Origin of the sequence: Deinococcus puniceus, assembly GCF_001644565.1 — a bacterium.
GTDB lineage: Bacteria > Deinococcota > Deinococci > Deinococcales > Deinococcaceae > Deinococcus > Deinococcus puniceus.
This window is the reverse complement of sequence record NZ_CP011387.1, coordinates 2,009,021-2,029,884: the sequence shown is the minus strand read 5'-3', so window position 1 is coordinate 2,029,884 and position 20,864 is coordinate 2,009,021. Positions and strand designations below refer to the sequence as shown.

General features: G+C 61.9%; 21 protein-coding genes and 1 tRNA gene. 17 read left to right on the top strand and 5 right to left on the bottom strand.

The window, feature by feature from the left end:
• Positions 1-37 precede the first annotated feature (37 nt).
• A complete protein-coding gene (locus tag SU48_RS09250; protein ID WP_064015005.1) occupies positions 38-1,870 on the top strand; it encodes an arginine--tRNA ligase in 1,833 nt (610 codons plus the stop codon).
• An 87-nt stretch (positions 1,871-1,957) separates the two neighbouring features.
• Here SU48_RS09250 and SU48_RS09245 read toward each other — a convergent pair whose 3' ends face one another.
• The 3 genes from SU48_RS09245 to SU48_RS09235 all read right to left on the bottom strand — a co-directional run bounded on the left by SU48_RS09245 (position 1,958) and on the right by SU48_RS09235 (position 5,311).
• A complete protein-coding gene (locus SU48_RS09245) occupies positions 1,958-2,857 on the bottom strand; it encodes an alpha/beta hydrolase family protein (RefSeq protein WP_064015004.1) in 900 nt (299 codons plus the stop codon).
• A gap of 101 nt (positions 2,858-2,958) precedes the next feature.
• Positions 2,959-4,065: an acyltransferase gene (locus tag SU48_RS09240; RefSeq protein WP_064015003.1), complete on the bottom strand. Its 1,107-nt coding sequence runs from the start codon at positions 4,063-4,065 to the stop codon at positions 2,959-2,961.
• A 121-nt stretch (positions 4,066-4,186) separates the two neighbouring features.
• Positions 4,187-5,311, bottom strand: coding sequence for a prephenate dehydrogenase (locus tag SU48_RS09235; RefSeq protein ID WP_064015002.1), 1,125 nt, complete (start codon positions 5,309-5,311; stop codon positions 4,187-4,189).
• 485 nt (positions 5,312-5,796) lie between these two features.
• Between SU48_RS09235 and SU48_RS09230 the strand changes: the two genes are divergently transcribed.
• The 3 genes from SU48_RS09230 (at position 5,797) to msrA (ending at position 7,489) form a co-directional block, all read left to right on the top strand.
• Positions 5,797-6,561: a TSUP family transporter gene (locus SU48_RS09230; RefSeq protein ID WP_197474637.1), complete on the top strand. Its 765-nt coding sequence runs from the start codon at positions 5,797-5,799 to the stop codon at positions 6,559-6,561.
• A 117-nt stretch (positions 6,562-6,678) separates the two neighbouring features.
• A complete protein-coding gene (locus SU48_RS09225) occupies positions 6,679-6,858 on the top strand; it encodes a hypothetical protein (RefSeq protein ID WP_064015001.1) in 180 nt (59 codons plus the stop codon).
• Positions 6,859-6,931: 73 nt separating this feature from the next.
• Entirely contained in the window at positions 6,932-7,489 is a 558-nt protein-coding gene (gene msrA, locus SU48_RS09220) for a peptide-methionine (S)-S-oxide reductase MsrA (RefSeq protein ID WP_064015000.1), read from the top strand.
• A gap of 81 nt (positions 7,490-7,570) precedes the next feature.
• On the opposite strand, the gene SU48_RS09215 is transcribed toward msrA, so the two are convergent.
• Positions 7,571-8,242, bottom strand: coding sequence for an MOSC domain-containing protein (locus tag SU48_RS09215; protein ID WP_064014999.1), 672 nt, complete (start codon positions 8,240-8,242; stop codon positions 7,571-7,573).
• Positions 8,243-8,352: 110 nt separating this feature from the next.
• On the opposite strand from SU48_RS09215, the gene SU48_RS09210 reads away from it, so the two are divergent.
• Positions 8,353-8,826 (top strand): hypothetical protein, encoded by a 474-nt coding sequence (locus SU48_RS09210; protein ID WP_082869733.1) that lies wholly within the window; start codon positions 8,353-8,355, stop codon positions 8,824-8,826.
• Positions 8,823-9,176: an RNHCP domain-containing protein gene (locus SU48_RS09205; protein ID WP_064014997.1), complete on the top strand. Its 354-nt coding sequence runs from the start codon at positions 8,823-8,825 to the stop codon at positions 9,174-9,176. The genes SU48_RS09210 and SU48_RS09205 overlap by 4 nt, the downstream gene beginning before the upstream one ends.
• Positions 9,177-9,310: 134 nt before the next feature.
• Here the strand turns inward: SU48_RS09205 and SU48_RS09200 are convergent, their stop codons facing one another.
• Complete coding sequence (locus SU48_RS09200; protein ID WP_064014996.1) at positions 9,311-10,093, bottom strand: substrate-binding periplasmic protein; 783 nt, start codon at positions 10,091-10,093, stop codon at positions 9,311-9,313.
• 350 nt (positions 10,094-10,443) lie between these two features.
• On the opposite strand from SU48_RS09200, the gene SU48_RS13935 reads away from it, so the two are divergent.
• The 11 genes from SU48_RS13935 to SU48_RS09150 all read left to right on the top strand — a co-directional run bounded on the left by SU48_RS13935 (position 10,444) and on the right by SU48_RS09150 (position 20,490).
• A complete protein-coding gene (locus SU48_RS13935) occupies positions 10,444-10,617 on the top strand; it encodes a hypothetical protein (RefSeq protein WP_197474636.1) in 174 nt (57 codons plus the stop codon).
• On the top strand, positions 10,617-11,594 hold the full coding sequence (locus SU48_RS09195) for an MBL fold metallo-hydrolase (RefSeq protein WP_064014995.1): 978 nt from the start codon (positions 10,617-10,619) through the stop codon (positions 11,592-11,594). The genes SU48_RS13935 and SU48_RS09195 overlap by 1 nt, the downstream gene beginning before the upstream one ends.
• Positions 11,594-12,871 (top strand): phosphoribosylamine--glycine ligase, encoded by a 1,278-nt coding sequence (gene purD, locus SU48_RS09190; RefSeq protein ID WP_064014994.1) that lies wholly within the window; start codon positions 11,594-11,596, stop codon positions 12,869-12,871. Before SU48_RS09195 ends, purD begins: the two co-directional genes overlap by 1 nt.
• A 69-nt stretch (positions 12,872-12,940) precedes the next feature.
• Positions 12,941-13,023 (top strand) — tRNA-Leu (locus tag SU48_RS09185).
• 76 nt (positions 13,024-13,099) lie between these two features.
• Positions 13,100-13,483, top strand: a complete 384-nt coding sequence (locus SU48_RS09180) for a hypothetical protein (protein WP_157451136.1) — start codon at positions 13,100-13,102, stop codon at positions 13,481-13,483.
• A 120-nt stretch (positions 13,484-13,603) separates the two neighbouring features.
• Positions 13,604-13,828, top strand: a complete 225-nt coding sequence (gene secG / locus SU48_RS09175; RefSeq protein WP_064014992.1) for a preprotein translocase subunit SecG — start codon at positions 13,604-13,606, stop codon at positions 13,826-13,828.
• Between the two features lie 378 nt (positions 13,829-14,206).
• The gene (locus SU48_RS09170) at positions 14,207-15,985 is read left to right on the top strand and encodes an ABC transporter substrate-binding protein (protein ID WP_064014991.1); all 1,779 of its coding nucleotides are present in this window, start codon (positions 14,207-14,209) and stop codon (positions 15,983-15,985) included.
• Between the two features lie 79 nt (positions 15,986-16,064).
• Positions 16,065-17,045 carry an ABC transporter permease gene (locus tag SU48_RS09165; protein ID WP_064015965.1) on the top strand — a complete coding sequence of 327 codons (981 nt, stop codon included), beginning with the start codon at positions 16,065-16,067 and terminating at the stop codon, positions 17,043-17,045.
• 7 nt (positions 17,046-17,052) lie between these two features.
• On the top strand, positions 17,053-18,195 hold the full coding sequence (locus SU48_RS09160; protein WP_064014990.1) for an ABC transporter permease: 1,143 nt from the start codon (positions 17,053-17,055) through the stop codon (positions 18,193-18,195).
• Positions 18,196-18,412: 217 nt separating this feature from the next.
• Entirely contained in the window at positions 18,413-19,462 is a 1,050-nt protein-coding gene (locus SU48_RS09155; RefSeq protein ID WP_064014989.1) for an ABC transporter ATP-binding protein, read from the top strand.
• On the top strand, positions 19,459-20,490 hold the full coding sequence (locus tag SU48_RS09150; protein WP_064014988.1) for an ABC transporter ATP-binding protein: 1,032 nt from the start codon (positions 19,459-19,461) through the stop codon (positions 20,488-20,490). Before SU48_RS09155 ends, SU48_RS09150 begins: the two co-directional genes overlap by 4 nt.
• Positions 20,491-20,864: the final 374 nt, after the last annotated feature.

Sequence of the window (20,864 nt, the reverse complement as noted above, 5' to 3'; positions counted from 1 at the left end):
GCTCATTAGGGTTGCGGCGCTGATAAACTCCCATGTTATGGATCTCAAGGCTCAACTCAAACTCGCCGTAGAAGCGGCTGCCGCGCAGCTCGGCGCACAAGGCACCGACGCGGCCATTCAGGAAACGCCCCCCAGCAAAGCGGGCGACTACGGCACGCCCGCCGCCTTCCTTATTGCCAAAGCTCTCGGCGGCAACCCCGCGCAGATCGCCGCGCAACTGGCCGCCGCCGTTCAGCTTCCCGCCGGAATTCAGAAGGTGGAGGCGGCGGGGCCGTTCCTGAATTTCTTCGTGAACCGGGGCGAATTCGTGCGGAATGTGGTGGAGAACCCGGCGCAAATTGAAGCGCGGGTGGGCAAAGTGGTGATCGAACACACCAGCGTCAACCCGAACAAGGAGCTGCATGTGGGCCACCTCCGGAACGTGGTGCTGGGCGACAGCATGGCCCGCATTTTCCGGGCGGCGGGCCACACGGTAGAGGTTCAGAATTACATCGACGACACCGGGCGGCAGGCGGCGGAATCCATCTTTGCGGTCAACCACTACAGCCTAGTCTGGGACGGCGTGCAGAAGTATGACCGCTGGCTGGGCGAGGGCTACGTGCGCCTGAATGCCGATCCGCAAAAGGCCGCGCTGGAACCGGGCATTGCCGAAATCATGCACAAGCTGGAAGCCGGAGAACTGCGCGAAGAAGTGGAAAAAGTGGTTCACGCGCACCTGCACACCTGCTTTCGCCTCGGCGCACGCTATGACCTGCTGAACTGGGAATCCGACGTGGTGGGCAGCGGTTTCCTCACCGAAGCCATGAACATCTTGAAGAACAGTCCGTACACTTCGCGCCCCACCGAGGGCAAGTATGTGGGCGCGTTCGTGATGGACGTGTCGGAATTTATGCCGGGGCTGGAAGAACCCAACGTGGTGCTGATCCGCACCGATGGAACGGCCATGTACGCCGCCAAAGACATCGGCTACCAGTTCTGGAAATTCGGCCTGTTCGAGGGCATGAAATTCAAGCCCTTCACCACCAATCCCGAAGGCCACACGGTCTGGACGAGCGCCCCCGATGGTCAGCCCGACGTGGAGCGCCGCTTTGGGCACGCGCAGGAAGTCATCAACGTGATCGATTCGCGCCAAGACCACCCGCAAACGGTGGTTCGCAGCAGCCTCGGCGTGGCGGGAGAACACGAGAAAAAAGAGCGCAGCATCCACCTCAGCTATGCGTTCGTGACGTTGGAAGGCCAGACCATCAGCGGGCGCAAGGGTATTGCCGTCAGTGCCGACGACGCGATGGACGAGGCCGAAAAGCGGGCGTTGGCCGTGCTGAACGAAGTCAATCCTACGCTGGCCGCCCGTGAGGACGCCGCCGAAATTGCCCGCCGCATCGGTATCGGTGCGATCCGCTTTGCCATGCTGAAGGCTGAACCCACCCGCCAAATCGACTTCCGTTGGGATCAAGCGTTGGCCCTCAACGGCGACACCGCGCCCTATGTGCAGTACGCCGCCGTGCGTGCCGCCAGCATTCTCCGCAAGGGGCAGGAAGCCGGGCATGACGTGAGTGGTGTGGGGGCCGATTGGGACGCACTCCTAGACGTAGACCTGACCCTCGCCAAAATCGTCGCCAAATTGCCCGAAGTCGTAGCCCAATCGGTGCGCGTGCATTCGCCGCATGTGGTGGCCGCTTACGCCCTCGATTTGGCAACGTCGTTCAATGCGTGGTTTAACGCCAAAGACAAGGCCGGGAAGCCTGTGACCAACGTGCTGCAAAGCTCCGAAGGTCTGCGCGAGGCGCGGTTTGCTCTGGTGGCAAGGCTGCGCCACGCCTTTGAAGAAACGCTGGCATTGATTGGAATTGAGGTTCCTAGCGCCATGTAAACGCAAACTCCACGTTGCCTGAAAAGAGTGACGCACCGCCCAAGGTTTTAAGCTCTGGGCGGTGCGTCATAAATTATTCTGCTCTTCCTACCGCCGCACCCCGCCCCGCGCCAGTTCCCGTGTTTCCAGTCGCTCAAAAAATCCGGCCAGTTGGCGGGCCAGCGTGGGTGTAAAGCGGTTGCCGCCCAAGTGTGGCCCGTTTAGGATCACCCAATCGCTGACGCCCGCTTCGGCCCTGCTGTACAGCACGTCTGCGTTGGCTTTCATAGACACCACGCCGTCGTCGGGGCTGGCTGCCACGAACAGGGGCAGGGGAGCGTGGTTCATCAGTTGGGCCATTGGATTGAGCGACGGATCGGGCGGGGCCGTGCCAAGGCCGTAAGCGTCGGCAATTTCGGTGCGGCGCGACATGGAACCGCCCCACGCGGCCCGCAAATCGGCCCAGCCGTCTATCAGCGCCACGCCACTGACCGCATAAGGGCTGCCGGGAAGTGCCGAACGCAGGGCCAGCAGGCCGCCCATGCTCAGGCCCAGCGCGTAGGTGCGGCCACTCCACTCGAACTCTTTCACCGCGTCGGTGTGCAGTCCGGCCACCTGATCCAGCGCGGCGGGGCTGCCCCACGTATTTTCGCCGCCGTCGTCGCTGAGCAGCACGGCAAAAGAGGCGTCCAGCAGGGCCTGAATGAGTACGTTGACTTGCGGGCTGTTGTGCAATCTCTCGGCACTCTGGCCGCGTGGGTGCGCGACCACCACCAGCGCACATTTCTGCACCCGGCACGTGTTGGGAATCCGCAGGAACGATGGCCCGCTCAGACGGTCTAGCGTGATGGTTTCGGCAGGCACGGGGCCAGAAGAGGGCGTGACGGCAGGGGTCTGAAGGGGCGCGGGAGTCGGCAGGGCCAGGACGTTTTGGGGCGTGGCGGCCCGCGCATGGGGCAGGAGCGCAGCGGCCAGCAACGAAAGGGAGAGGGTCAGAAGTGGACGCATAGAACGGGGCGTATCCTAGCGCGGCGCGAATGACGGCATCCTGACCGGCAGCCATTCTTTACCAACTCAGCTTCAGCAGCTGAGCTTCCGCGCCCAACGCTCTAGCGGCCAAACAGGAATGTGCCCACCTTTGTCCCCAGCAGCAAGCGCCCCAGCAGGGCAGGGAGCGCCAACGCGATCAGGGCGTACAACGCAGTCGTCAGCAGCAAGCCTATGGGCCGCCCGTCGGGAAACCCGCGCCGCTCCAGCAACTGCAAAACGGCGGGGTGAATCAGGTAAATTTGTAGGCTGACCGTGCCGATGGTGGCCACGCCGCGCCGCAGCCAGTCGGGGCCGCGCTCTAGGCGGTAGGCGAGGCCCAACAACGTCAGGGCCACCAGCGCGGTGTATGTCCAGCTGAGGCCGCTGTAGACCACCGGGGTCACGGGCGTGCCGCCAGCATAGGCGAGGGCCACAGGCAAATACAGCGCGTAGGCGGCCACCAGCAGCGGCAGCAGCAACAGACGGCGCTTGCGCCACCACGCCTGAAATTCTTCTAGCCGTGAGCCGACCGCCACCCCCAGCACAATGGGCAAGGCGTACCACAGCACCGTACTGGCCGGAAAAGGCAGCCGCAACACTTCGCGGTTCAGCAGGTACAGGCCCAGTTGCACCGCCAGCCCGATCAGGAGGGCCGCCGTGATGCTGGGTTTGCGGCGGGCCAGCGGCAGCAAGAAGGGCAGCACCACGTACACTTCCAGCGCCACCAGCAAAAAATACAGGTGAAAACTGGCCTTCCCGTACAGCAGCCAGTCGCGCCAGCGGGCCGGATCGGTGAGGGTATCGGGCGTGCGCTGGCCCGTCCACACGTACCAGCCGATATACAAAGCACTCCAGAGCAGGTACGGCCACGCCCCCCGCGTCAGCCGCCGCCAAAAGTAACGCCCCGGATCAAAGCGCTTGAGCAGGCTGCGGGTTAGCACCACCGCCGACAGGAACACGAAAGCGGGCACGGCAAAATGCAGCGTGCGGTTGAGGATCAGCAGCAGTTCGTAAGTCGTCGATCCGGCTTCGGCTTGCCGCAGGGCCATGCCGCTGGCGTGGTGCGCCACGACTTCCAAAATCGTGAGGCCCCGGAAGGTGTCGATGGGCGTCAGGCGGGCCGGAGTGCGGACGGCGGGGCCGCTGGCGGGCGGCGAAGAGGAGAGGGGTGGGGGAAGCGCCGTCATTGGATAGGTTACTGTAGCGGGAAAATGCCGGGGCAAAAGCATTCAGCTGCTCAAGGTTGTTCATCATGAGAAAAGGGGAAACTCGGCGGCAGAATCGGCCAAAAAAGCTCCTGCGCTGGCTTCAGCTTCGCCCGCGTACCTCGAAGCCCGCTTCCCGCAAAATCTGGCTGGCGTGGGCCACATCTTCCAGCGTTTCCAGCCCCAGCCGCATCGCGCCGCCGTCCTCGCGGATCGCCAGCACCTCTATATCTTTGATGTTCACGCCCGCCGCCCCAAGCGCCTGAGTGACCGCGCCAATTTGGTTGGGCTTGTCGGGCACGGCCACCACCAGATCGTGCTTGGGCGGCAGCAGGCTGCGGCGCACCACAGGCAGGCTGTCGCGGGTGCGCTTGCCCTCGGTGGCGGCGGCCAACAGCTCTTCGGGTTCGTCCAGGTCGGCCTCTAGGCGCTCCAACTGTCGCCGAAAACGGGCCAGAGCTTCGCGGAGGGCCACTTTGTTTTCCACCACCATGTCGCGGCTCATGCGCGGATCGCCGCTCGCCACGCGGGTCAGGTCACGGAATCCCCCGGCGGCCAGCAGGCTCAGGCGTTCATCGCGGGCCACCATATGCGTCAGGGCCAGACTGGCGAGGTACGGCAGGTGGCTGACGGTGGCGACTAATGCGTCGTGGGCCTCCGGCGGCATGACTACCGGGGCCGCGCCCAAATGCTCCACCAACATTCGGGCGCGGCTCAGGGCAGTGAGGGGCGTGTGATCGGTGGGCGTCAGCACCCACACGGCGTTTTCCAGCAGCGCCGCCCGCGCATGGGTCACGCCGCCGCGCTCGCTGCCTGCCATCGGGTGTCCGGGCACAAAATTTCGCACGCCCAGCGCCTCCATCTCGGCGGCAATTCCGGCCTTCACGCTGCCTACATCGGTCACGAGGGCCGCCGGGTTCAAGTACGGCGCGAGGTCACGGGCCAGCGGCGTCAGCGCTCGCATCGGCGCGGCCAGCACCACCAAGTCGGCCCCGCGCAGCCATTCACCGGGCATGGCCCGCACTTCGTCCACCACGCCCAACGCTTCGGCTTCCCGCAGCACGTCCGGGTTGGCGTCGTAGCCGATGACCCGCCTTGCCAAGAACCGTTGCCGCAGTCCCAGCGCCACGCTGCCGCCGATCAACCCGACGCCTGCAACCACAGCCGTATCGAACAGGGGGGGCGGCAGGGGGGCAGAATCGGCGGACGGGGTGGCGGGCGTGGTCATGGGGGCGAGGCTAGCAGGAATGGGGGAGAGGGGGGCGGGGGTTGTCGGGACGTGTGGGTTGAATGGTGGTATTCAGGTTGGACGGCGTTCTGAGGTTGCTCCCACGCTTTCCCCCACCCCCCACCCCCCACCCCCCACCCCCCAGCCCCCGCCCCCACAGGGGTCAGGGGAGTTTACGTTGCACTGGGCAGGATTGATCTTGTCGCGTTTTGAGTCGGCTTGTCTGTTCATCTGAAGCGGAAGTGCCAGTTCATTCCGGAATGGAATTGGCCCGCCCACTGCGTGGACGACGGCCTCACGCGCATTCGGGCGGAGACGGTGTGGGGCGGCAGTGTCGTGGGTGTTCGCTCCTCACCCTTGAGGGGGGAGGCTGGGACTCGTAGAGCTGCGAAGCAGAGGGGGTGAGTGAGCGCCAGCGATTGCCCTGCCTTAGACCCTTAGACTCCCCCAAACCGCCGCCCCCCATTTCCCCTATCCTGCCCCCCGTGCCCGAACTGTTTACTCCCGGCCCCGAAGTCCTGCTCTACGGCCTGCCGCTGGCTTTCTTGGCGGGCTTTATAGACGCCGTAGCAGGCGGCGGCGGCACGATTACGCTGCCCACGCTGTTTTTCATGGGCCTTAGTCCGGCGCAGGCTGTTGCCACCAATAAACTGATGGCTATTTTCGGTTCGGGCAGTGCCACCGTGCAGTATTGGCGCAAGGGGCATGTAGACCGGGCGCTGGTGCTGCGGCTGATTCCGCTGGCCCTGATCGGCAGCGCGTTGGGCGCGTTTCTGGTGCGGTTCGTAGACCCCAACACCTTCCGCACACTCGTCGGCGTGGTCATTTTGGGTGTGGGGGCGCTGGTGCTGGCGAACAAACGCTTCGGCCTAGAAGACCGCTATCCGGGCCTGACCAACCGCACACTGGCCCTCACGCTGCCCGGTGCGCTGATCATCGGTGTGTACGACGGCTTCCTCGGCCCCGGCACAGGCACCTTTCTGATGTTCCTGTTCGCCCTCGTCGGCTTCAATCTCGTGCGGGCCAGCGGCAATGCCCGCACCATCAACTTCGCCACCAACCTCGGCGCGTTCCTGTTTTTCCTGATCGGCGGCCAAATGGTCTGGTGGATCGGCCTCCCGATGGGCCTCGCCAACGCCGCCGGAGCTTACCTGGGCGCACGCATGGCGATGCTCCGGGGCAGCGCCTTCGTGAAATGGATGTACGGCGGAATCGTGCTGCTGGTCGCGGCCCGGTTGCTGTTCACCTGAATGGGATTCAGAAATGTCGTTGCCCTTACCGTTTCTTAGACCCTCAAACCCTAGACCCTTAGACACTTCCCAAGGCCACCTGACCCACCCGACATCCCGCACGCGCACACTGGAGCCATGACCCACCCAGGCCAGCCCACGCCCGACGCCCCAAAAATCACCATCCGGCACCCGGCCCCAGACGCGCACTTGCCCACCGAGCAGGGCGAACATCCCTACCAAGAAGTGTCGTTTGGCAATGCATTGGAGCAGGCCGATCCCACCGAAGCGCCGCTGCCCGCCGATGATGAGGTGTAGTCATTGAAGCGCCACAAGCCCAACCGTGCCTTCCCGCGCCTTCATCTTGGCCTGTGCGCGGCAGAATGGGGGCATGACTCAGCCGACGCAACCAGCCACGACGCAACAAGCCATCCTTGCGGGCGGCTGCTTTTGGTGTACCGAAGCCGTGATGGTAGATGTGCGCGGCGTGCAAAAAGTAGAGAGCGGCTATATCGGCGGCCACACACCCCGGCCCGATTACGACAGCGTGTGCAGCGGCACCACCGGGCACGCCGAGGCCATTCGCGTCACTTTCGATCCGGCGCAGGTCAGCTTCCGTGACTTGCTGGGGCTATTTTTTGCCACGCACGATCCCACCACGCTCAACCGTCAGGGCGGCGACGCGGGCACGCAGTACCGCAGCGCCGTGTTTCCCCTGACGCCTCAGCAGGAGCAAGACACCCGTGAAGTCATTGCAGACCTGACCGCGCAGGCTGTGTTTGACCGCCCCATCGTCACGAGCATCGAACCCGCGACGACGTTCCATGTAGCCGAGGCGTACCATCAGGACTACTACGCCAACAATGCGCGGCAGCCCTACTGCATGGCGGTCATCGCGCCCAAAGTCGCCAAGCTCCGCAAGTATTACGGCGACAAACTGCGGGCCTAAGTCAGGGCTTAAGTCAGAAGGTGAGTGGTCAGTGTCCTCCCCTCCAAGGCGGGGCATTGAGAAGCTAGAGGGGGTTACCAGTTACGCCCGAACCGCCCCCAGCCACTCCTCGATATCCGTCCGCAGTCGCTCGGCCAGCGGGTAATTCAGGTAGCGCCGCATCTCATCCGGGTCACGCGACTGGCTGAACCACAAATCAAAGGTATCCACGATGCTGGGAGCGCCGTCCGGGGCAGCCTCGCGGCGCACGGGATCGCCCTGCCCCACGTCGCCTTCCTGAATCACGCGGGCATAAAAACCGGGGCGGCGCACCCGCGCAAAGCGTTTCACGAAGCCCAGATCGTTCATGCGGGCGGCCAGCACCATGCAGGGAATCCGGGCGGCGGTGGCCTCCAGCACGGCGCTCCCCACCCAAAAGCGTTCGCCCACGCGCACTGTTGCCGATTCCAGCCCGGCCATCAGCAGGTTCTCGCCGTAAGTGCCGGGGTCTAGGGATTCGCCCAATTCTTCGGCCCAGTGGTCGTAATCTTCCTGCGTGTACACGTAGACCGCCTGACCGGGGCCGCCGTGGTGTTTAGTGTCCATCACATGATCGCCTTCCAGTCCCAGCCGTGCCACACGCACCCGGCCCACTGCGGCCTGCTTATGAATGCCCGTGATTTCGGTGCGTGGGGCGGCGCTGTCGGGGCCGATGGTGAGGGCGGTGGGCTGGCCGATATTCACGCTGAGAAGCTGAAGGGCGGGTGCAGGCATGCGTTAAGTTAGCGGAGAAACGTCCTGCCGTAGAGCTTGTGCCCTAGCCTGTCGCCGCACCCGTAACCCCTGTCCCGGTTGTCCCGCGCCGCCTGTGGTGAAATAGAGCCGTGAGTCAGACCCGCCGCCCCACTCCATCTTCCTCCCTGCCCACATTGGCCGAGCGCGGGCGTGTGCCGACGCTGGCGGTGCTGCTGTGCATCTTCATGCTCACCGTCACGCCGTTTCTGGGTGGACTGATCCAAGGCCAAACGGGGAATCTGGCCCGCAATATCCTGTACGCCTGTGGAACGGCGGTGCTGCTGGGGCAGGTCTGGCGCGGCAGCGTGTGGGCGTGGCGCATTACGCTCAGCCTGTGCATGGCGGCGGGGCTGCTGGTTTTTATCGTGGGTATGCTGGCGGGCAGCGTCAGTTGGCAAGGCTGGGTCATCAGCATTGCTGGGATCGCGTTTTTGCTGCTGGGCACGGCTTTGGTGGCCACGCCCGCCATTCGCGCCTTCCTCGATGCCCGCTGGCTGTCGCGCACGTCGGCGGGCAGGCAGGCCAATAGGGATCAGGCCGCCAAGGAAGCAGGCCGCCGATGAGCCAGCCCAGCGAGACCGGCATGCGCCGTTTTACCGTGCAGGGCACCAATAACCCGTTCGTGTGCGGCCACTGCGGGCAGGAAGTGTTGCCCCTCAGCAACGGCAGCGTGCGGAACCACTGCCCCCACTGCCTGCACAGCAAACACGTGGACATCTTGCCGGGAGACCGCGCCAGCACTTGCCACGGCCTGATGGCCCCCATAAACGTAGACCAGAGCGGCAAAAAAGGCTGGGTCATCGTGCACGAGTGCCAGAAATGCGGCTTCGTGGGCCGCAACCGCGCCGCGCTGGACGATCCCAAACAGCCCGACGACTGGGACACCCTGATTGCCATCAGCAGCAACCGGTAGAGGTCGGCACAGTAAAAATCAGCGCCCTAGTGTGTCGGGGGCGCTGATTTGTTTTGGTGGGCCGGAAGAAATCGGCGTGCTGTAGCTCTTGACCTTCCTCAAACCCTAGGCCCGTAGACCGTCCTGATTCTCACTCAGCTCTTACAGCGTAGATCCTTGCCAAAGTACTTGGTACTCAGCGCCGCATAAGCGCTGCTGCGCTGCATCTTGATCAGGCCCAGATTCAGGGCGAAGCGGGTGCTGTCGTTGTCCTCACGCACCATCATGCCAATCGGCACGCTCCACAAGGGGGGGCCGAAGTGAATGTTGGCCTTGGGATACAGCGTTTTGACCATGCCTTCGGCCACGCTGTAGGCCACCGTCGCGTCTACGGCCTTGGAAAACACGGCCATGACCACATCGTTGTTGCTGGGGTACACGTTCACTTTTTTGTCGAAGGGCAGCTTCTGCACATACGAGGTCATGATCGAACCCGCGATCACGCCGATCTTCTTGTCTTTCAAGTCGGTGTGAACGTTGATATTGGGATCGAGCGAGACCACCGAGACGCCGAGGCAGGCGGTGGGGGCCGTAAAGTCCACCTTGTTTTCACGGGTGCTGGTGATGCCCAGCGCACTGATCGCTACGTCTACTTTGTCGTCTTGCAACAGCGTGGTCAGTTGATCAATGCGCGCAATTTCGTAAGTCACCTTGACGCCCAGATCAGCGGCCAACGCCTCGAGCAGTTCTGCCTCAAAGCCGAAATGTTTGCCCGCGTTGACCAGCGAAAAGGGCGGCACATCGGCAGGCGTCGCCACGCGCAGTACGCCGGAAGCCTTGATTTGAGAGAGGGTGCGGGCCTCGGCGTGCGGAGCGGCCAGCAGCAGGGTCAGCAGGGTGGCGGTGAGGGTACGGGCAGCGAACAGAGTGGGTTTCATTTGATCCTTTTGGTGCTTGGGCGGGAACGGGTCTGGGTTGTGGGGCCAAATCTGCGGGGGCAAACTGCACAGGCAAAGTCTGCCGACGCTGGGAAGGTCAGTCGATTTCTGGAACTGTCTCCAGAACAGTGCAGACAAACGGTGCAGACAGGTTGTAGGGCTTCAGCATAAAAGAGCCACTCTTTCAAGACCGTCACCGCCGAAGTGAACAATAAGTAACGGTAAGTCTTAATCAAGTAAGTCTGACATCAGCTAGTCAGCACTTAGTTGTAGTCAGCGTCAGCCTGAGTTGCCCCTCTGCGCTGCCCCGTTGCGTTGCCCGCCCGCGCCGGGTTGGTATGCTTCCGGGCATGGTTCTCTGGTTGGTGGTGGTATTTATCGTTCTCAGTGCAACATTGATTCTGGCCCTGACCTACGGCCCCATGAAGGCGGCGGCCAACGTGCGGGTCATCCGGGCTATCGCGGGCGTGCAGTACGCGGCGGCGGCGGTGCTGGCAGGCGCACGTATCGCGGGTCTGGCGTAATGGGCCTGAGCGTAGGCACGGTGCAGACTGTCGATCTGCACTTTCAAGGCACGCCGGGCGTGGTGGCCTCTGCCGTCTTCGAGACTGGCGACGGTTTGGCCCTCGTAGACACTGGCCCCAGCTCCACTCTGCCCGCGCTGGCAGCGGGTTTAGCGGCGCTGGGCGCACGTCTGGATGATGTTCGCCATGTGCTGCTCACCCATATTCATCTGGATCATGCCGGGGCGGCGGGAACGCTGCTGGCGCGGGTGCCGGGGGCGCGGGTCTACGTGCAGACACGCGGCGCGGCGCACCTGTCGCGGCCCGAACGCTTGGTGGCGAGTGCCACACAAATTTACGGCGATTCTATGGAAAGCCTCTGGGGCGAATTCCTGCCTGTGCCCGCCGAACGCTTGACCGTGCTGGCGGGCGGCGAAACGTTGCGGTTGGGTCAAACCGACGTGCTGCCGCTGTACACCCCCGGCCACGCGGTGCATCACCTCGCCTACCACGTCGGAGATGATCTGTTCGTGGGCGACGTGGGCGGAATCCGGCTGGACGAACGCCAATCGCCCCGCGCCCCCACGCCGCCGCCCGACATCGACTTGGAGGCTTGGCGGGCCAGCATTGCCCTGCTGCGCGAGGTGGACGCCCGCACCCTGCATCTGGCCCATTTCGGAGCGTATGCCCAAGCCGGGGCGCACTGGGACGCGCTGCTGGCTAATCTTCACACCGATGCACAGCGCATTCAGGCGGGCTTGCTGGCCGGGCAGGAACCACAAGCCCTGTCGGACGCCTTTACCGCCGCGCTGCTGGCCGAACTGCACAGCGAAAGCCCCGATTTGCCCGCCCGCTACGAGTTCGCTTGCCCACCGTGGATGAGTGTGCAGGGGTTGGTGCGTTACTGGCAACGGCAGGCGGCGCGTGCCCCGGCATCCGGGCAAGAATCCGCACAGGCGGAATCAACAGCGGCAGAATCAACGCAGGCGGCCCGCTGATGCGCGTGCTGGTCATCGGCAGCGGTGGGCGCGAACACGCCATTGTGCATGCCTGCGCCCGCAGCGGTCACGAGGTGCTGTGTACCCCCGGCAACCCCGGCATTGCGGCGCTGGCCCGCGTCATCTCTGGCCCGCAAGACGCCGAGAGCCTCGCGGAATTGGCCGTGCAGGAGGGCGTGGATGTGGTCATCGTGGGGCCGGAAGCCTCCCTCGCAGCGGGCGTGGTGGATGCCTGCACGGCGCGCGGCGTGCCTGCCTTCGGCCCCACCCGCGCCGCCAGCCGTCTGGAGGGCGACAAGGCGTGGAGCAAGGCCTTCATGACCCGTCACGGCATTCCCACCGCGCAGCACCGGGCCTTCGACAATCTGGCAGAAGCGTTGGCGCACGCGGCCCTCTGCCCCCTGCCCACCGTCATCAAAGACGCGGGCCTGCGGGCGGGCAAGGGCGTCACGATTGCCCACACCCACCTAGAGGCCGAGGCCGCGCTGCACGATATTTTTAGTCAAGCTGGTGCGAGTGCGGTCATCGAAGACTTCATGACCGGGCAAGAAGTGACCGTGCTGGCCCTCACCGACGGCGTGCGCTACGCCCTCACGCCGCCGAGTCAGGATCACAAGACTATTTTTGAAGGCGATGTTGGCCCCATGACCGGCGGCATGGGCGTCATCTGTCCGTTCCCTTTGCCTGCCGAAGCCTTGGCTGTCATCAAATCCGACATCATCGAGCGCACGTTGGCCGGAATGCGCGAAGAAGGCCTGCCTTACACGGGCGTGCTGTACGCGGGCCTGATGCTGACGCCCAGCGGCCCCAAAGTGGTGGAATTCAACGCCCGCTTCGGCGATCCTGAGGCCGAAGCGGTGTTGCCCCTGCTGGACTCCGACTTGGGCCAGCACGCGCTTGACGCCGCACAGGGGCAGCTCGACCCGGACTCCGTGCAGTTTCGGGCCGGAGCGAGTGCCGTCATCATCTTGGCCGCTCCCGGTTATCCCGCCGAACCACAGCGGAACATTCCGATCACGCTTCCACCCACCGAGGCAGGGGAGATCATCTACCACGCCGGAACCGCCCTGCAAGAACAGCAATTGGTGAGCAGTGGCGGGCGCGTGTTGGCTGTGACCGCCACGGCCAATACCCTCAACGCCGCGCTGGGCCGTGCTTATGCCTTGGCTGACCGGGTGGGTTTTGCAGGCGCACAACTGCGGCGCGACATCGGCGCACGCATCGGTGCTGTGCCGGAAATAGTGCCGGAAGCTGCCCCGCCTTCCGCCCCCGTTTGACCTGTCGCCCTTCCTTGCGCTAGTATCCGCTCCGCGCCCAACCCTGTGCAATTTGCAGGCCCAGCGTAGGCCGGAGTGGCGGAATTGGTAGACGCACTCGACTCAAAATCGAACGGGAAACCGTGGGGGTTCGAGTCCCCCCTTCGGCACCAAGAGTCTTGCAATCGCCCCTGCTTAGCGTGGGGGCTTTTGCTTGTTTGTCACCTGCCCTTTCCCAAGGAGATCATCTTGAAACTGTCCCTGTTCCTTCCCATTCTGGCGCTCTGTGTGGGCCTGTCTGCGGCCTCCGCTGCCCCTTGGCGAGACGCCCTGAAGCCCTATGAAGTCCGTGAACACACCCTCTGCACTGCCCTCAAAAAGTACGGCGGCGGTGGGCAAGCCTACCTGCCGTACCGAATCACCAGAACGCCGTTCTATCTGGTCAAGCCCACCATCGACAACTCGTTTACTCTGGACGGCTTCAGGCCCATAGGCGACACGTCGGACAAGGGGCAGGGGTTTTACACCAACGAGCAGGGCAAGGACGGCAAAACCACCCATATCATCCACTTCGATACCGTAGACCGCTACACCACCGATATTTGCATTATCGAGTTGTCGCAGCCGAAATAAGCGCGCAAGGAAGTGGGGGCGATGCGCTCGGTCAGAATTGGCGCAGACTGGCTGGTGTAAACTGTGGACATACAGCGGCGGTGCAGATTGGTGTGCGCCCCGACTCCTCCGAGGTAAATCATGATCCTGACCCTATTCATCGTTCTGTTCGCCCTCGTCTGTGTGGGCCTCGTCTTTTTCGTGCTGTTGCAAGTGCCCAAGCAGGCTGGACTCTCGGCCAGCATGGCAACGGGTGGCTCGCTGCTCGGTGGGCGCGGCGTAGAGGGCGGCCTCGTGCGGATTACCAGCATTCTGGGCGGCTTTTTCATGCTACTGGCCCTGCTGATCAGCTTCATTTCGCGCTGAATCTCCGCTGAACAGCAGTAGAACGGCTTAATACCGAAAAGACCCAGCCAAGACGTTTTGTCGGCCCGCCTTCCTGTCACGGAATCGGCGGGCCGCTGTTTGCTGCCCCGCGAGTATTAAGATGCGTGTCCTCAAAAATTAGAGACTTATGAGCAGATGACTAATCATTTGAAAACTTATACTCAGTTCAACCTAACGACTGTTTGGCATGACACAGGGCAGACCGCCGAATGTCAGTCATCCGTAACTTCAGTGCTTGACCTCTCCTAAGCCTATTCATATATTGACGGCGCTGGAACAGATTGCTCAACGAGAAATGCGCCCTTGGCCCACCGCCAAAGGCCTGCTTCGCGTTTCCAGAATTTTCGGAGGCACACCATGAAAAAAGCTCTGTTTATCGCTCTTGCCCTGACAGCTACCTCCGCTTCGGCGGCCCCCTTCGTGTACCCGGCGGCGTGGACTGCCGAGCAGAACACCGCCAACAAGCGCGGCGGCGAACTGCGTCTCAGCGTCTTGTCGGACTTCAAGACCATCAACCCCTTTACCTCGGCAGAAGCCGACAGCATTCCCGGCACGATGGTGGAGAACGGCGAGTTCGGTTCTGCTAGCCTCTTTCTCCAAGACCCCCGCAATGATGAGTTCCTGCCCTACATGGCCGATGCCAAACCAGTGGTCAGCAACAACGGCAAGCGCTTTGTCGTGAAAATCCGTCCGGGCATGAAGTTCAGCGACGGACAAGCCATCACTGCCGACGACTGGATTACTACTTGGAAGATTCACACCGACGACAAGGTAGGCAGCAACTCTTTCGACAACTTCTTCCTTAACAAGAAGCCCATCACCATCAAGAAAATCGATAACCTGACGCTCCAGTTTGATTTTCCTCAAGTCAGCTCGACGGCATATGGCCGCATGAGCTTTGCGCCTTGGCCTGACCATGTGTTCGGGAAGGCATACCGTGAGGGCGGCGCAGACGCGATCAAGAAGCTCTGGACACTGGGTACGCCTGCCAGCCAGATCGTATCGCCGGGCATGTGGGTGCTGGAAAGCTACCGCGCCGGAGAGCGCAGCGTGTTCACTAAGAATCCCTACTGGGGTGAGTGGAACAAAGACAGCCGGGGCAACGCGCTGCCTTACCTCGACAAGCTCTCCTACCGCGTAACGAACGACGCCAACGCGACGTTGGCTGCCTTCCTTGCGGGCCAGATTGATCAGGCTCCGATGCGGAACGCCGACGATTTGGCCCAGACCAAGCGGGCCATTGATGGGGGCACCCTGAAGGCCACATTGCTGCCCAACGTCAGCCCACAGGCACAAAGCTCTTGGATCACCTTCAACTGGAACAAGTCTGCCGAACCTGCTCAGCAAAAACTGTTCCGGGACGTGCGTTTCCGCCGCGCCATGAGCCATATCGCCAACCGTAAGGCGATGGTTGACCTTGCTTTGGGCGGTCTGGGCGTCGAAACCTACTCCAGCGTGTATCCCGTGTTCCGTCAGCAGATCGCCGCTGGTACGGCTGCGGGCGCGCCGAGGTATCCCTACAACCTTGCTGAAGCCAGCAAATTGCTTGCTCAGATCGGCTACACCAAGAAGAACGCGCAGGGCTACCTTGTCGACAAGGCCGGGAAAGTACTGGAGTTCAACCTCAGCACCAACGCGGGCAACACTGTTCGTGAGCAACTGGGCCGCATCTTTGCCGACGAAGCCAAGAAGGTCGGTGTGAAGGTCAACTTCACGCCCATCGACTTCAACAACCTCGTGAACCAACTGACCTCCAAGGGCGAAAACCGTCCGTTCGACGCCATCTTGCTGGGTCTCAGTGGGGGTGGCAACGTATGGTCTTTTGGCACCAACGTCACGCCTTGCGGCGGCAACCTGCACAGCTACAACAACCCCACCAACGGCGCTTGCTTGACCCCTCAGGAAAGCCTGATGACCAAGCTGTACTACCAAGGTGACGCCGAACTTGATGACGCCAAGCGCCGCGCCATCGGTGGGCAGCTGATGAAGGTGGAAGGCGAGTTGCAGCCCGTGATCTACCTCGTGGGCGGCAACTACCACGTGGCCTACAACGAGCGTCTGGGCGGCGAATTCGCCCGTAACATGATGGATGCCTTCTACGGCAGCCGTATGTGGGCGCTCTCTTTCATCAAGTAACCTCCCGCCCGCACGCATTCGGGGGGTGGCTCGCGCAAGCGGGCTACCCCCCAATCGCGTGAACCTTTCAGGAGTGCCCATGATTCCATTTCTCCTGCGGCGGCTGGTTCAGTCCATTCCGACGCTCCTTCTTGCCAGCATCCTCATCTTCTTTGTCATCCAACTTGCTCCCGGCGATTTCCTCACGCCCGCCAAGCTCAATCCCAACATCAGCGAGGAGCAGATTGCGGCCCTACAGCGCAATTTCGGCCTAGACCGTCCCGCTTGGCAGCAGTACCTGTTCTGGATGGGCAACATGTTTCAGGGTGACTTCGGGTTGTCGTTTCAGTACCAGCAACCTGTTCTAGACATCATCTGGCCGCGCATTCTCAACTCGCTGTATCTGGCCCTGATGAGCCTGATTCTGTACTATTCCATCTCTATTCCGCTGGGCGTGTACGGCGCGGTTCGCCAAAATTCCCCCGGCGACAATGCCGTCAACGTCGTGTTGTATTTCCTGCTAGGCTTCCCGAGCTTTTTTCTGGCTCTCATCGTTATCTACTTCATTTTGCAAATCCGCAATGCCACAGGCCTTGATATTCCTATTGGTGGCATGACCAGCAACAACTTTGAAGAACTCTCCCCATTTGGGCAGATGCTCGATATTTTGAAACATTTGATTATTCCGGCACTCGTCCTAGCGATTTCGGACGCGGCGGGCCTGACCCGTGTCATTCGCGGCCAAATGCTGGAAGTCATGCGCTCGGACTATGTGCGTACAGCGCGGGCCAAAGGCGTCAGTGAGCGCACCGCGATTTGGAAGCACACCTTCCGCAATGCCATTTTGCCCATCGTGGCAGGCATCGGCGGATTGTTGCCCGCGCTCATCAGCGGCGTCGGCTTTCTAGAAGTGGTATTCGCCTATCCGGGCATTACGCCCATGCTGCTTACGGCGATCGGCACGCAAGACCTGTATCTGATCGCCGGGTTTACCGTCATCACCACCGTTCTCCTGATCATCGGCAACGTCATCAGCGATATTTTGCTGGCCGTCGTCGATCCCCGCGTCAAGGTCTCCTGAGGAAGCTATGACCACAACCCTTCCAGAACGTCCAATCAAGTCGGCCCCGCCCCGCAGCCAGTCTCAGTTCGGGGTGGCTTGGTCGCAGTTCCGCAAGAATCGCCTCGCCAAAATCGGCGGCTCTATGCTGATCCTGCTGTACACGCTGGCCCTGTTCGCGCCGTTTATCGCGCCCGATGGCCTGTCCAGCTATTCCACATCCAATATCACGCGCTTTCACCCGCCCACGCCTATTCAGTTCCGCGATCCCCAAACGGGCGGTTTCACGCGGCCATTCGTGTACCAGTACGGCCAACAGCTGAACATGGACACCTTCGTGAACGAGTACAAGCCCACCACCACGCGCTGCCCGGTGTACTTTGGCGTGCGCGGCGACGAGTACCGCGTGCTGGGCCTGTTCACCGGCAACCTGCACCTGTTCGGTACGGGCACCGAAAATCCAAATTGCAAGGTGTACCTGTTCGGCGGCGAGGCACTGGGCCGCGACCTGTTTACCCGTACCATCTACGCCTCGCAAATCTCGCTCACCATCGGCGTGGGCGCGGTGCTGATCTCTACCGTCATCGGCCTGATCATGGGCGCAATGGCAGCTTTTTTCGGCGGCATCGCAGATACCCTGATCATGCGGCTCGTTGAAGTCTTGGCCGCCATTCCCAATCTGTTTTTGCTTATTTTGCTGCGGGCGGTGTTTCCGCAGGACATCAACCCGATTTTTGCGCTGTATATGATCTTGGGCCTCTTGGCCTTCATCGGTTGGGGGGGGTTGGCGCGGGTGGTGCGCGGGCAGATGCTCAGCGTGCGCGAGCAGGATTTCGTGTCGGCGGCGCAGGCCCTCGGCGCGGGCAATGGCCGGATCATGTGGCGGCACATGCTGCCCACCATGACCACCTACATCATCGTCACGCTCAGCCTGTCTATTCCCGGCTACATCTTGTTGGAATCGGGCCTCAGCTTCCTCGGCATCGGCGCAGTGGAGCCGTATGTCTCGTGGGGCGGCCTGCTCAGTCAGGCGCAGGAAGGCGGTTTTGCCAGCATTACCCAGCGGCCTTGGGTACTCATTCCGGGCTTTTTCATCGTGTTTACCGTCATGTGTTACCAACTGCTGGGCGACGGTCTACGCGACGCCTTCGATCCCCGCAAGCGGCAGTAGAAAAACAGTGAGTGATCAGTGGTGAGTGGGAAAAGATTGTGGTGGCCGTCTGATCACTGCGTTTCTCGCTTTTGAAACTACCGGATGAATACATGAAATTCCGTGACCCACTCCCTCCCAAACATGCCCGAACCGTTTTCCGCCTCTCTTCGCCATCCCCCGCCATGCTTGACCCGGCATTGGGTTGTATGATGCACTTCATGTTTCAGGAGAAGAAATGACCCACCAGGGTGAAGTTCTGCTGGCCGTCAACGGCCTCAAGACGTACTTCAACACCGACGACGGCGTCGTCAAAAGTGTTGACGGCGTGACGTTCCACATCAACAAAGGCGAAACCCTCGCTGTGGTGGGCGAATCCGGCTCGGGCAAAAGCGTCACCAGCCTCAGCGTGATGCGCCTGATTCCGATGCCCCCCGGCAAAATCGTGGAAGGCGAGGTGTTGTTTACCGGCAAAGACGGCAAGCAAAAGAACCTCGTGACGCTGCCCGAAGCAGAGATGCGCAAGATTCGCGGCAACGACATTTCCATGATTTTTCAGGAGCCCATGACCAGCCTGAACCCCGTGTACACGGTGGGCGATCAGATTGCCGAGGCGGTGATGCTGCACCAGAACAAGAACAAAAAAGACGCGATGGTGGTGGCTACCGACATGCTGCGCTTCGTGGGCATCCCGGCCCCCGAAAAGCGCGTCAACGAGTACCCGCACCAGTTGTCGGGCGGCATGCGTCAGCGCGTGATGATCGCCATGGCCCTAAGCTGCAAACCCGCCCTGCTGATTGCCGACGAGCCGACGACGGCGCTTGACGTGACCATTCAGGCCCAGATTCTGGACTTGATGCGCAAGCTGCAATCCGAAGTGGGCATGAGCATTCTGTTCATCACGCACAACCTCGGCGTGGTGGCCGAAATGGCTGACCGCGTGGTGGTGATGTACGGTGGGCGCGTGGTGGAAGAAGGCGACGTGGTGGAAATCTTCAAGGCTCCGCGCCATCCCTACACGATGGGCCTGCTGAACTCTATTCCGCGTCCCGGCGAATACGTGCATGTACCCGGACAGCCGAAAGGCCGCCTAGAAGCCATTCCCGGCAACGTGCCCAACCCGCTGAACCTGCCTGTAGGCTGCGCCTTCGAGCCGCGCTGCAAGTTTGCCGTACCCGATTGCAGCAAAGCCGTGCCCGCCCTTGAGGACACTGGAGGCGGCCATATGGCCCGCTGCATTCGCTGGCGCGAGTTCGATCAGGCCCAGCAGCACGAGGTGAGCGCATGACTTCTCCTACGTCTGTTCAGTCGGCCAGTGGCAGCCGCCGCAACATGCCCACCACCGGCGATACGCTGCTGGAAGTCAACAACCTCGAAAAATACTTCCCCATTCGCGGCGGCCTCTTGTCCCGTGTGGTGGGTAACGTCAAGGCCGTCAACGACATCTCCTTTAAGATCGGACGCGGTGAAGTGGTGGGCCTCGTGGGCGAGTCGGGATCGGGCAAGACCACCGCTGGCCGCGCCATCCTGCGCCTGATCGAGCCGACGGGCGGGCAAGTGCTGTTCAACGGCACCGATGTGACCAAGCTCAGCAAAGGCCAGATGCGCGATTACCGCCGCGAAATGCAGATCATCTTTCAGGATCCGTTCGCGTCGCTGAACCCGCGCATGACCGTCTCGGACATCATCGGTGAGGCCATGCAGATTCACAACCTGCACCCCGGCAAGGCCCGTGTAGACCGAATCGCGGAACTGCTGCAAAAAGTAGGCCTGCGCCCCGAGCATATGCGCCGCTACCCCCACGAGTTTTCCGGCGGTCAGCGCCAGCGCATCGGCATCGCGCGTGCGCTGGCCGTAGACCCGGCCTTCATCGTGGCCGACGAGCCTGTTTCGGCGCTCGACGTGTCGATTCAGGCCCAAGTCGTTAACCTGTTGCAAGACCTTCAGGAAGAACTGGGCCTCACAGTGCTGTTCATCGCTCACGATTTGGCTGTGGTGGAGTACATCTGCGACAGAATTATCGTGATGTACTTGGGCCGAATCATGGAAATCGCGCCCAGCCGCGAGCTGAACAACAACCCCAAGCACCCGTACACCGAAGCGCTGTTGTCGGCGGCTCCAGTGCCTGACCCCACCATCAAGCGCCAGCGGATTATTCTGGAAGGCGACATTCCCAGCCCGATCAATCCGCCGAGTGGCTGCGTGTTCCGAACCCGTTGCCGCTACGCGATTGCCGAGTGCGCCAACGTGATCCCCGAACTGCGCGAAGTGGCCCCAAATCACTTCAAAGCCTGTATCCGCGACGATATTCTGTAAGTCTGCATGACTTGACAGCCGCCTCTTCGGGGGCGGTTTTTTGCTGTCTCTACCGCTGATCATGGGGTGGGCAAAGTTTAAGGTGGTTCAGTAAAGGACGATGCTGAGTAGACCCCCCAGTCTGCTTCGCAGCCAGCCCCCCTCCCTTCGGGCTGTACCAGTTAAGGGGGGCGCAAAAGCTTTTAGAGCAGTTCTCCGAATTACGCCATCGAAAAAAGAGACTTTCGGTAGCTCCATTCTCCGTCCTGCTGGGTAAAATTCACTCGCTTCGCTCGGTCATTCTTGTGACAAATGCTGTAGTCCTCCCCTTGAGGTGGGGCGTTGCGTAGCAACGGGGGGGATTGATCTGCCAAGCCTTCAAGGTGTTTAGTGCC